The organism is Thermoclostridium caenicola, from assembly GCF_900142095.1.
Taxonomy (GTDB): Bacteria; Bacillota; Clostridia; order DSM-8532; family DSM-8532; genus Thermoclostridium_A; species Thermoclostridium_A caenicola.
The window spans coordinates 1-11,312 of record NZ_FQZP01000025.1 but is presented as its reverse complement, the minus strand read 5'-3'; the positions used below and the strand labels follow the sequence as shown (position 1 = coordinate 11,312).

The 11,312-nt window shown below is 51.1% G+C and carries 13 protein-coding genes; 1 reads left to right on the top strand and 12 read right to left on the bottom strand.

Going from position 1 to position 11,312, the window contains the following annotated elements; all coding sequences use genetic code 11:
- Positions 1-201 precede the first annotated feature (201 nt).
- Both F3H12_RS07780 and F3H12_RS13580 read right to left on the bottom strand, forming a co-directional pair.
- Positions 202-573, bottom strand: coding sequence for a competence type IV pilus major pilin ComGC (locus F3H12_RS07780; protein ID WP_188118432.1), 372 nt, complete (start codon positions 571-573; stop codon positions 202-204).
- Positions 574-638: 65 nt separating this feature from the next.
- A complete protein-coding gene (locus tag F3H12_RS13580; RefSeq protein ID WP_149678777.1) occupies positions 639-965 on the bottom strand; it encodes a prepilin-type N-terminal cleavage/methylation domain-containing protein in 327 nt (108 codons plus the stop codon).
- Between the two features lie 254 nt (positions 966-1,219).
- On the opposite strand from F3H12_RS13580, the gene F3H12_RS07770 reads away from it, so the two are divergent.
- Complete coding sequence (locus F3H12_RS07770; protein ID WP_149678776.1) at positions 1,220-2,290, top strand: type IV pilus twitching motility protein PilT; 1,071 nt, start codon at positions 1,220-1,222, stop codon at positions 2,288-2,290.
- Between the two features lie 2 nt (positions 2,291-2,292).
- Here the strand turns inward: F3H12_RS07770 and F3H12_RS07765 are convergent, their stop codons facing one another.
- The 10 genes from F3H12_RS07765 to F3H12_RS07720 are packed head-to-tail and all read right to left on the bottom strand — an operon-like array spanning position 2,293 to position 11,209.
- Complete coding sequence (locus tag F3H12_RS07765; RefSeq protein ID WP_149678775.1) at positions 2,293-2,784, bottom strand: type II secretion system protein; 492 nt, start codon at positions 2,782-2,784, stop codon at positions 2,293-2,295.
- Positions 2,785-2,806: 22 nt separating this feature from the next.
- The gene (locus tag F3H12_RS07760; protein WP_149678774.1) at positions 2,807-3,133 is read right to left on the bottom strand and encodes a hypothetical protein; all 327 of its coding nucleotides are present in this window, start codon (positions 3,131-3,133) and stop codon (positions 2,807-2,809) included.
- Positions 3,134-3,157: 24 nt separating this feature from the next.
- Positions 3,158-4,699, bottom strand: a complete 1,542-nt coding sequence (locus tag F3H12_RS07755) for a DUF7305 domain-containing protein (RefSeq protein WP_149678773.1) — start codon at positions 4,697-4,699, stop codon at positions 3,158-3,160.
- Positions 4,700-4,723: 24 nt separating this feature from the next.
- Positions 4,724-6,421 (bottom strand): GspE/PulE family protein, encoded by a 1,698-nt coding sequence (locus F3H12_RS07750; protein WP_340162579.1) that lies wholly within the window; start codon positions 6,419-6,421, stop codon positions 4,724-4,726.
- A gap of 42 nt (positions 6,422-6,463) precedes the next feature.
- On the bottom strand, positions 6,464-7,003 hold the full coding sequence (pilO, locus tag F3H12_RS07745; protein WP_149678772.1) for a type 4a pilus biogenesis protein PilO: 540 nt from the start codon (positions 7,001-7,003) through the stop codon (positions 6,464-6,466).
- Positions 7,000-7,587, bottom strand: coding sequence for a PilN domain-containing protein (locus tag F3H12_RS07740; RefSeq protein WP_149678771.1), 588 nt, complete (start codon positions 7,585-7,587; stop codon positions 7,000-7,002). The genes pilO and F3H12_RS07740 overlap by 4 nt, the downstream gene beginning before the upstream one ends.
- 3 nt (positions 7,588-7,590) lie before the next feature.
- On the bottom strand, positions 7,591-8,541 hold the full coding sequence (pilM, locus tag F3H12_RS07735) for a type IV pilus biogenesis protein PilM (protein WP_149678770.1): 951 nt from the start codon (positions 8,539-8,541) through the stop codon (positions 7,591-7,593).
- A gap of 52 nt (positions 8,542-8,593) precedes the next feature.
- The gene (locus tag F3H12_RS07730) at positions 8,594-9,799 is read right to left on the bottom strand and encodes a type II secretion system F family protein (RefSeq protein WP_149678769.1); all 1,206 of its coding nucleotides are present in this window, start codon (positions 9,797-9,799) and stop codon (positions 8,594-8,596) included.
- Between the two features lie 15 nt (positions 9,800-9,814).
- Positions 9,815-10,924: a type IV pilus twitching motility protein PilT gene (locus F3H12_RS07725; protein ID WP_149678768.1), complete on the bottom strand. Its 1,110-nt coding sequence runs from the start codon at positions 10,922-10,924 to the stop codon at positions 9,815-9,817.
- Between the two features lie 42 nt (positions 10,925-10,966).
- A complete protein-coding gene (locus tag F3H12_RS07720) occupies positions 10,967-11,209 on the bottom strand; it encodes a hypothetical protein (RefSeq protein WP_149678767.1) in 243 nt (80 codons plus the stop codon).
- Positions 11,210-11,312: the final 103 nt, after the last annotated feature.

The window sequence follows — 11,312 nt, the reverse complement described above, 5'->3', positions numbered from 1 at the left end:
TCCAGCACCGTATTTTACAGTCATTTAACATTTGTTATCGTATCACTGATAGTGTATTTTGTAAACCTGGTTTTTATGCTGCGGGGCCGCAGGCGTCCAATGGGAACAGGCTTCCGGAATATCAGAAGGGGCTCGTCCGAAACGATCCCCTTCTGATGGAAAAAGATTATGCTTTATGTTCGTAACGCTGCGGCATCCTCATTACGGCAGCACATGCCTGCCGCCGGCAGGGCACTCTGTTAGCCCGGTGGCATCGTCTATTTTTGTAAACGGATGACCTTTGCAGGCAGGGACATGCCGGAGATAACCGTCGTCCACCAACTGCTGCACATCGGCGGGATAGGGCTTGCTCATCGTACCCCTTTCCATCCGCCATTCCTCCAAAGCCTTGTTAATCAGCCTCTGGTTTGAAAGGCATGCCGTTTCTTCGGCCCTTTCCCGCGAGGCATTGTATAGCGGGACAGCGATGCCGACGAGTATTCCCAGAATGAGGACCACGATCATGAGTTCCACCAGCGTGAAACCCACCGGGCTTCCCGTTGCGATGCACAACCCGCTCTTTTGGCGCAGCATTTTCACTCGTTTTTTCGCACCCATCATGTTTCTCTTAAAAAGCCAGCTTGGAAGCTGGCTTTAGTTTATTTATATGTACCGTGTTCAGAACATTCTGCCTGATCAGCATCGGTGGGGTCGGTGTGCGAGTAAGTACCACCGGAAGGGCATTTCGGTATTGTACCTCCACGGAAGAAGTCACCTGGCCAGGTCAGTCCGGAAGATACCGCATACTGGGTTTTCGCTCCGTCAATGGTTCTCAGGTTGGCATGGCATGCATTCTTCTCTGCATTACCGGTAATGCTGTTATAAATGGGCACGGCGATGGCTACCAATATGCCCAGGATGACAACAACCACCATCAGCTCTACCAGGGTGAAGCCTTTGTTGTTTTTCTTGAATCTTTTGAGCATAAAATGACCCTCCTACTTTTTTTGTTTATTATCAGCTGACAAAGCCAGCCATACTAATCAATGGTTATCTGTACAATAATATACCACACTATTGCACTTATGACAAGAATGATTGCCGCAATATCCTGTCGGATAGGTATAATATACAAATATGTCAGTACGCCGTCAGCAAACCGCAAAAAACTGTTTGGCCTAACCCATAATTTCTGCTATAATACCATAAAAAACCATGGAAAGGACAGGATGGAACCACCGTGGAACGCAAATGCGACAATATCTTCACGCTCATCGATGAAACCCTGAAACTGAACGCTTCGGATTTGCATATCTCCGTGGGAATCCCTCCTACCTGCCGGGTCAACGGTCATCTGCGCCCCCTTCCCTATGCCAGGGTGGAACCCCGGGATACGGAAGCCTATGCCGTTCAGCTTCTCAATGAGAAACAGCTGCACCATCTGCACGAAACCGGGGAAATAGACATCTCCATTTCCTCCTATGAAAAATATCGCTGCCGTATCAACATCTTCCGGCAGAAATCCTGTTACAGCCTGGCCATCAGGATGCTGAATCCCATCATCAAGGATTTCAAGGCTCTTGGGTTGCCGCCGGTGCTGGAAGACCTGTGTTCCCTGAACAGAGGGCTTATCCTGATTACCGGTCCCACAGGGGCCGGCAAGACCACCACGCTGGCTGCCATGGTGGACTGGATTAACAGCAACAGGGACTGCCACATCGTCACGCTGGAGGATCCCATCGAATACGTCCATGAGCACAAACGGAGCATAGTCAACCAAAGGGAGATCGGCTATGATTCATTGAGCTATGCCAATGCGCTCCGTGCCGTGCTCCGCCAGGATCCCGACGTGATCCTCATTGGCGAGATGCGCGACCTGGACAGCATTTCCATTGCACTCACGGCGGCCGAAACCGGACATCTGGTTCTGTCCACGCTCCATACCATCGGTGCCTCCAAGACCATTGACCGCATCATCGATGTCTTCCCCCCTTTCCAGCAGCAGCAGATACGCACCCAGCTATCGATGGTCCTGCAGGCGGTCATTTCCCAGCAGCTGATCCCGACGGTGGACGGCAGGGACAGGGCCCTGGCGACCGAGATCATGATCACCACGCCGGCCATCAAGAACCTGATCCGGGACAACAAAATCCATCAGATTTCCAATGTCATCCAGACCAGCGGCAAGCTCTTCATGAAATCCATGGATGCCTCCCTCCTGGATCTGGTCAGGGAGAACAGGATCAGTATCGAAAACGCCCTGGCTTACGCATCCGATCCGGAATATATGAAGCGGATGCTATCCTACTGATCCTATGGCTTTTTGTACTTGATCACCTTCCCGGAATCCGGATCCAGGTTGGCAATATTCTTCAGAAAAACCTCTGTGGACAGGTCGTAGGTATTGCCGTTGCGGATTCCGGTCATGCGGATGCCCAGGAAGTTCTTGTTGCCGCTGTCTTTTTTGAGCGTGAACAGGTCCTCATCCCGGATGATGGGAAGGGTGATGACTTTGGTACTCCCGTTATATTTATGGACAATCCGAGAGCCATCAAGGTATATGTAATGATAATCGGCTTCGTCCGTTGGCGCATCAAGGATTTCCACCTCAACGGCATTTCTCAGTTCATCCAGCAGGAAATCCCCCGCTGAACGCATTTCGGACTGCAGTTCGAAACGGTCGCTCCCCCTGGTAAAGGTATTCTGGCCCAAGAAGAACAGCCTGTAGCCGATGGCCAGCACCACGCCGAGCAAGGCCAGAAAAACTATCAGTTCAGCAAGCGTGAACCCTTTTTTTCCTTTCATCGCAAGAAGCACCCCGCCCGTCTTACTTGTTCGGTATAAAGACCCTGATACGTGTCCTGTCTCCCTTGGTGCCAAAGGTTGCTTCTGTCTCCATGATGCGCCCTTTTACAGCAATGGTATCCCTGTTGAAGGTGATTCTGAGGGTATCCGATGTCGGGCCGGGCGTCGCATTGGCCAGCTCATTTTCCACGGCCTGACGGACGGTATAGACCGCCTTCGTCCTTTCACCCGACTCGTTGAGCTGAATGAAGCCATATGTGATGGATGGCAAAACCATGATGACGATCAGACCGATGAGCATCAGGCATACCAGTATTTCTGCCACGCTGAATCCGCCGGTATTCTTCAAATGACATCACCCCCAGGGCTTCGCTTATTCCCAGTGGCCATAGGTATACACGGTTTTACCGGCCACATCCTTGAAATACTCCATTTCTTCTTCGCCTATCGGCTGATACTTGACCCTCGCGCCGCCTGACATGCTGAAAGAATCGCAAACCACAATGCCGGTGACCAGGGCACCTCCCCTGACCTCGATTTCGGCATTGGGCGCGTATACCACCTTCACGTCGGAGTTGGTACCGCCATCAAATTGCAGTTTGCTGCCTCCCGAAATGATATTGCCCACTACGCCGGTACCATTGGTAATATGAATCTTTGCTTCCTTGACGTGCAGCGTGGCTACCACCTTGACTGCGTTGGGGAACTTCAGGTAGTAGCTGTTGCCCGGATTCCTGATATCGTTGCCATCCTTGTCAATGGTTCCGGCATAATAGACCAGGACCTTTTTGGCCCAATCCTCCAGTTGGGCGGCAGAAGCGCTCCAACTGTGATTGATGGAACTGCTTCCGTCGATATGGAAAACATCATCTACAAAGATGTAAAGCTTTCCTGTGCCATTGTGGTTGACCTGAATATGCCCCTGGTTCAAAAGAAGCCTTCTGACCCTCAGGATGATATCTCCGTTTCCCAAATCAAAGGTCAAGGTGTTATCGGAAGATATCTGCAAATCTTCATCGATATAGATCTGCAGCGTCCGATTACCGCTCCGGATATCCGTAATCCTGCCGGAGCCGGATACCCGCAGGTACCTTGTCCGTATGACACGATCCGTGTTATTGCGGACAATTTGCAGTTCACCGTTGGTGACGTTAATTCCACCCCTGTAATAGACGTCATTCTCTATTCTCCGGGTACCGCTGCTTACGTTAAGTGTCGTGTTGTCGGAAGGAAGCCCTGCGGGATAAGGCGGAAATTCCGGGAATGGAAACGTGTCGTAGTCAAAGATCTCCGTAAGGTTCTCAATCGTTGTGCTGATCCAGGGTAGACTGCTGAAAGAAGACTCGTCCGCATCCGGGTGGATATAAATGGTTCCGGTGACCCTGCTGCCGCCGTCCAGGGCAATTCTCGACAAGCTGGCAACATCGCCTTCAACGGTACCGCCTTCGCTGATCGTGATGTTGCCTCTGGAATAAATCGCCTTGTTAAAGGGTTCTCCACCAATAACGGTCTCCAGGATATTCAGGGTGACAGACTCCTGTATACCCTGGTAAGTGGCTGTTGAACGGATGGAAATGGTATTGCCCGATCGGCTCATGTCGACGACGATGACCCCGCTGTCAGAAGAAGACAGGGTAAACGGATTGCTGGCACCGGCAGCGATCATACGGTCTACCAATGCCTTGCGTTCGCTTTCGGACAGACCGTCGGGATTTTCCACGATATAGGAAGCTACCGCTTCTGCGCCTGAATGGGCATAATAGTAGGCCTGTGACTTGTTGCTGTCATGGGCTGACATCAGCGTATCGGTGGCACCCATGCCAAGAATCGCGGTGCTGAATACCATCAGGACAACCATAACAACCAGCACCAGGGGCAGGGCCATTCCCTTGTTTGACTTTAAAATCCCAAACATCTTACCATCCCTTCTCAGGCAATCCTACATGACAACCCTGAGCAGTTCTTCCATGGATGTCAAGCCTTGCTTCACTTTCATGAGCCCATCCTGACGGAGGGTGTTCATCCCTTCGCTCATGGCAACCTTTCTGATAACATTGGTTGAAGCTTGTTCCAGAATCAGTTTCTGGATGGATTCCGATACAGTCAGAAACTCGTAAACGCCGATTCTGCCCTTATAGCCGGTATGGTTGCAGGCCATGCAGCCTACGGGTTTGTACAGGGTTACGGTTTTTTCATCCGGCTCAACCGGAAAATCCGGAACGCTCTTGAGGATATCTTCCCTGGAAAACGTAAAGGCTTTCTTGCATTCCGGGCAAAGAACACGCACCAGTCGCTGGGCCACCACACCGAGCAGGGATGAAGCGGTCAAAAAAGGTTCAACCCCCATCTCGCCCAGCCTGGTAACAGCACCGGGTGCATCATTGGTATGCAGGGTTGAAAAGACCAGGTGTCCGGTAAGGGCCGATTCCACAGCGATCTTGGCCGTTTCCATGTCACGAATCTCGCCGACCATGATGATGTCCGGATCGCTTCTCAGAATGGATCTGAGACCGGATGCGAAAGTCATGCCGGCACGGGCATTCATTTGTATTTGGTTTATGCCGTCCATGCGCCGCTCGATGGGGTCCTCCAGCGTGATGATGTTTTTGTCGGGTGAGTTGAGCTTTGCCAGCGTCGCATAGAGGGTGGTACTCTTTCCGCTGCCCGTGGGTCCCGTGATGAGGATGAAACCATAAGGAAGCCGGATGGTTTTCTCATAACGCCTCAGATGCCTGTCCGGGAACCCCAGTTCTTCCAGGGTAAAGACCTTGCTGGACCGATTGAGCAGCCTCATAGTCACCTTCTCGCCATGTGCGGATGGCAGTGTGGCTACACGGATATCGATGGTTTTGTCTTCGATCCTGACCGTTATTCTTCCATCCTGGGGCACCCTTCGCTCCGCAATATCCATACCGCCCATGACCTTAATCCTTGAAGTAATGGTGGGATGAAGCTTTAGCGGTGCCTGAGTAACTTCATGAAGGACGCCGTCGATCCTGAACCGGACGCGTGTATACTTTTCCTGAGGTTCAATATGGACGTCACTGGCATTCGTTTTCACAGCCTGATGGAGGATCTGGTTTACCAGCTGGACGGCGGGTTTTTCATTGGCCTCGTCATCAATGGAGCTTACCTTTTCCTCTTCTTCCTCGTCCTCGATATTCCGGGTATCAATCCCCTTGCTGAGGTTCGTGAATTGCTCGAGGGCCAGGTTCAGTTCCCTGTCCATCACAATGACAGGCTGGACCTCATAGCCCGTCAGCAGCTCAATGTCGTCGATGGCGATGATGTCATTGGGATTGCTCATGGCGACAAGGAGCTTGCCATTCTGAATGCGGATCGGGAGCAGTTTGTATTTCTGTGCAATCTCGGGCGAGATCAGGTTGGCCGCCGCCATATCGATGCCCTGCTGCTTCAATGTAATAAATTCCAGGCCCCATTTTCTGGCCATGGCCCTGGCAATATCCTCTTCCTTGCAATAGCCAAGCTGAGTAAGCGCCTGACCAAGCATGATCCGGATCCCCTTGGCCTTGTTCCTGGCCTGAAGCTCAAGAGCCTCCTTCAGTTGTTCCTCGTTGACGATGCCCATCTTGATGAGTTGCTCGCCCAGGTACCCCACTTCAGATCGCATAACCATAACTGTTCATCCCTAACTTTTTGTCTGGTGGTGGAATCGCTGTTATCTGTAAAACGCATGAGCTTTTATGTTGATTTTCATGTTCTTATGATCAGCCTTTTCATTGGCGATGGTAACTTCGTCCACCCGGATAAGCCTTTCTCCCGTGCTCATGCTCCTCAACAGCGTGATCAGTTGCGAGTAGCCGCCCCTGAAGGTTAATGACATTGGCATTTCATTCGGTTTATTATCTGTATTTACCACCTTTTCAAGGAATTCAACCGTCAGCAATTCCAGCCCGGCCTTTTCCGACAGGCGGTTTATGTAGGCAATCAGCTGATCCTCATGGGCCTGCTCAGGGATCATCCGATACAATCTTTCAAATGACTGCTTGAGTTCATTTTCAATGATCGACAGCAGTTCCATTTTTGCCAGCGTGCTTTCATTTTCCCGCAGGATTTGCTCTTCATTGCGGATAGAAGCAGATGTTTCGGTTATTTTGATAACCGATAAAACCGTCAGGGCGGTCAGGGCAAGGATCAGGATGCCCAATAAAACGAGGAAAAGGGTTATCTGCGTTTTCTTACCGCTTAACGTGTTCATTGACCGCTCCCCCCTGTCAGATCGGTGATATTGAATACGACGGGAATGGTGAGCTCAAACTGGATGTCGTCATAAACCTGTCCCCGCCCTGACTCCGCTGTGGAATACCTGCATGAGATCTCGCCCAGATTATTCACATCAGCCAGGTTCTTCATCAACCTGGAAACGGTTTCGTGATCGGGGGCAAAGCCTGTAATGACTATTGTGCTTGCACCATCTGAATACTTTGCATTAAGACCAATCAGGGATACATCCGGCGGCAACGCGTTGCCCACCCTGGGCAGGATTTCTCCCCAGTTGGGGCATGTGCCAAGAACTTCCGCCATCTGTCCGGTCAGATCCCGAACCCGGTTTTGCATCGCTTCCACTGGTCTTAAGGATTCAATGCGCTGAAATATCCTGTCGTTTTCCGCTTTCAGTTCCCCAAGCTCCTGATTCAGGTTGGAAGCATATAAGTTCAAAACGATCAAGGCAATTGTCAGAATAATCGCGATCACGCATTCAACTGCCAACAGACGCCTGTTTCTTCTTGCCTTGATAATGGATTCCTGGTATTCTCGCGGCAGGAGTCTGACAGCATACATGGTTCATCCCTCCAATCCCCTGATGGCCAGGCTGATGGCAGCCGAATAATCGTTGGTATTGAAATTCGCAAGCCCGCTGTTTTTCCAGGGGATATCCTTATAGGGCTGTGCGATCTTCGCTTCATACCCGGCATCCTTGAATTTACCGGCAATGTTGTTGATGTTTGGCAACCCGATCAGGTAAATGCCTTCAATGGCATCCTCGCTTTGCATACGGTAGTAGCTCATGCAGGATCGGAGTTCACTGATGAGGATGTCCGCCATATCGCCGGAACTTTCCGGTTCCTCGCTGCCGTTTTTCCATGCAGATGTCTGGGAAAACGGAACCGATCGGGCCATGGCAAGCAAACCTTTGTTAAAGATCATCAGGTTGGCGATATCATGGTTGAATCCTGCCACAGCAAAAACGCTCTCATTGACCGAAGTGATGGCTGCACGTCCGATGGCCAATGTGACCGAATCGATCTCCCTGACATTCAGCCTGGCACCGCTCAGAGCCTGTATAAAATCGTTGAGCATCTTCTGCCTGGCACCAACCAGGATGATGTTCAGGAAGTGGCCTTCCTCGTTCTGTTTTTCACCTGCAACGATATAATCCAGCTGCAGTTCTTCCAGAGGGACCGGTATGTATTCCTGGGCCTGGAACATGACCATATTCCTTATCTTGTCTTCCGGAACCTTCGGAAATGATGCAAAGCGGATGATCACATCCTGGTTTGCCACGCCGAGCAGAACATCCCGTGATTTGAAACCGTTTTGGGTAATCAGCCTTTCCAGGTACGATGACAAGGATTCCGCGTTGACAATACGGCCGTCCTTCACCGTTCCTTCGGGCAGGCTTATGCGACCCCATGCCGTTATCATGGGCTGACGGACGCTTCCGGTGATTTCTACGGCGCGTATTTCCTTAGAATCCAGCTCCAGGCCAATAATCCTTTTATCAAACAAACCCATTATTCTTTCAACCCCTGTTCGCAGACGTTCAACATGCTATCGTCAGAATCTGCTATCTTGTATTGGCTACAACGGTAAGCATCGGCAAATACAGCGAAATCAGCATGCCTCCAATAAGTGTGCCGATAAAAATGAGCAGTACCGGCTGGATAACAGCCTGAAGGCTCTTGGTGGCTACATCCACTTCCTCTTCATAAAACTCGGCCACTTTATCCAGCAAGGTCGGCAGGGTACCCGAATCCTCACCCACTGCGATCATATGGGTGACCATGGGCGGAAATACCGGGCTCTCCTCCAGTGTGGATGCAATGGTTTTTCCTTCCTCAATCCGCTTGGTGGCCAGTTTGACCGTTTCAGCCAGCACATCGCTTCCCGAAGTGGGACCGGCACTTTCCAGTGCCTGAACAACCGGAATACCGCCGTCCAGCAAGGTTGCAAGGGTTCTTGTAAACCTGGCGATGACCGACTTGACCATGATAGGCCCCAGGATGGGTATCTTCAGCTTGTACTGCTCCCAAAGATCATGACCGGCCTCACTTTTGAAGAACAGAATCATGCCGCCCACAATAACTCCCGCGACCAGTACCCAGGCATACCATCTGGTGCGTATGGAATCGGAGAGATTGAAAATGAACTGGGTAATGGCAGGGATCTCGGCAGATGACGGTATGAATCCTTTGAAAACCGGGACCATGAATATCAGCATGGCCAGGAAAATGAGCACGGTAAAAATGCAGATCATTTTCGGATAGGACATGGCTGATTTGATATTGTCCTTGACCTGCTTTTCCTTCTGAAGCTGATCAGACAGGCGCAGGAGCGTTTTTTCCAGCGTTCCCCCTACTTCACCGGCCTTCAGCATGGATATGTAAATCTTGGGAAATATCGTCGGATAGGCACTGAAGGCGTCGGTAAGGCTCATACCCCCTTCAATATTCCGGGCGATATGTTCCAACGCATTTTTCAAGGTAGGATTCTCACACTGTTTGCTCAGGGTATGGAGGGAACGGGTGACAGGGATACCTGCCCCAAGCATGGCCGCCAACTGACGGCTGAACAGGGTGATATCCGAAAGCTTCACCTTGGGCTCGTTTGAGAGAAAACTGCTCCGTACCTTTTCCCTGTATTCGGCCAGTTCAAGGACGGCATAACCGGAAGACCTCAGCCTTTCAGCTGCCGAGGCTACTGTATCCGCGGTGATTTCTCCCGTGATGAGTTCACCCTGCTTATTCATGCATTCGTAGGTGAATACAGGCATTTTACATCCTCCCCGCTAGAACTGATCGTAAAATGCGTTCTTGATAAGCCTTTCCACTTCCGCTCGGTCCACGCAATACTCCAAAACGGACTCCCTTGAAATCCTTCCGGCTCTGAACAGCTTGACAAGAGCCTGATCCATGGTCTGCATGCCATCCTTCTGGCCTGTCTGGATGGCAGAATAGAGCTGATGCTCCTTGCCCTCGCGGATCATGCTCCTGATGGCCGGTGTGTCCACCATGTATTCCACAGCAACCACCCGACCCTTTCCGTCGATGGTGGGAATCAACTGCTGGGATATGACAGCCCGGAGGGAGTTGGCCAGTTGCTGCCTGATTTGAACCCGCTTGTCCTCGCTGAATGAATCGATGATGCGCGTGATGGTCAGCGGCGCAGTTTGGGTGTGCAGGGTGGACAGAACCAGATGCCCTGTCTCGGCGGCTGTCAAAGCGATGCTGATGCTCTCCTGGTCCCGCATCTCCCCTATCATGATAATATCCGGGTCATGTCTCAGCACATGGCGCAGGGCTGAAGCGAACGAATGGGTGTCCGTGCCGATTTCGCGCTGCCTTACGGAAGATTTCTTATGCTTGTGCAAAAACTCAATGGGATCCTCTACCGTCACAATATTGCAGGCACGGGTGTTGTTGATCAGATCGATCATGGCTGCCAGGGTGGTGGATTTACCGCTGCCCGTAGGACCGGTAACCAGGATGAGTCCCCTTGGCAAATCGCACAGCCGCTTAATGTCCTGGGGCAATCCAAGCTTATCAAAATCAGGAATGACAAAGGGTACAGCCCTGAACACCGCAGCCAGCGTGCCTCGCTGGAACATCACATTCCCCCTGAACCGGGCACAGCCGGGAACCGCATAGGAAAAATCCAGTTCCATTTCCTGTTCCAGTTTTTCCTTCTGATAATCCTGGATGATGGAAAGGATCATATGCTCCACATCCTGGGCCTTAAGCACAGGCGCATCCACCGGTACCAGATCCCCATGAATACGGATGCACGGCGGCATGCCCACAGCCAGGTGGAGATCCGAACCCCGGCGCTCAACGGTCATCCTGAGCAAATCATCTATGGAAAGTGCATAAGCAGAATCAGTTACACCAGTAAATCGCATCGTCCATCACCACTGTCCTTATTTATGGGTGCCTTATACGGCTCAGTAATTCGGTTCATATTCGTTTTCGCGAGGATTATCCAGTTTATCGATCAAATCCTCCACCATCTTGATCCTTTCGGGAGTTTCTTCAAGGATGAGCACAAAGTAAGGGTTGTTATCCCTGGATATGTTCCTGGATATCATGAAGCTCTCCTTGGGAATCCCGGTCAGAGTCACCAGAAGCTCAAGCCTTTGCTCCAGCCGGTAGGTTCCTGAAGCATCGTCCGAATAATCAATCGGCACCTTGATTTAGTCAAGTCCAAATTAGTGTGTAAATTACCTCGGTCATCAAACGGTAGCTAATGAGACAATAGCCTAAGCGTTTATGCCGCGAAAGCTGTTGACG

Coding starts and splice junctions, on each gene's coding strand:
- F3H12_RS07780 (WP_188118432.1), bottom strand. CDS start 573: ATGCTGCGCCAAAAGAGCGGGTTGTGCATCGCAACGGGAAGCCCGGTG.
- F3H12_RS13580 (WP_149678777.1), bottom strand. CDS start 965: ATGCTCAAAAGATTCAAGAAAAACAACAAAGGCTTCACCCTGGTAGAG.
- F3H12_RS07765 (WP_149678775.1), bottom strand. CDS start 2,784: ATGAAAGGAAAAAAAGGGTTCACGCTTGCTGAACTGATAGTTTTTCTG.
- F3H12_RS07755 (WP_149678773.1), bottom strand. CDS start 4,699: ATGTTTGGGATTTTAAAGTCAAACAAGGGAATGGCCCTGCCCCTGGTG.
- F3H12_RS07750 (WP_340162579.1), bottom strand. CDS start 6,421: ATGGTTATGCGATCTGAAGTGGGGTACCTGGGCGAGCAACTCATCAAG.
- pilO (WP_149678772.1), bottom strand. CDS start 7,003: ATGAACACGTTAAGCGGTAAGAAAACGCAGATAACCCTTTTCCTCGTT.
- F3H12_RS07740 (WP_149678771.1), bottom strand. CDS start 7,587: ATGTATGCTGTCAGACTCCTGCCGCGAGAATACCAGGAATCCATTATC.
- pilM (WP_149678770.1), bottom strand. CDS start 8,541: ATGGGTTTGTTTGATAAAAGGATTATTGGCCTGGAGCTGGATTCTAAG.
- F3H12_RS07730 (WP_149678769.1), bottom strand. CDS start 9,799: ATGCCTGTATTCACCTACGAATGCATGAATAAGCAGGGTGAACTCATC.
- F3H12_RS07725 (WP_149678768.1), bottom strand. CDS start 10,924: ATGCGATTTACTGGTGTAACTGATTCTGCTTATGCACTTTCCATAGAT.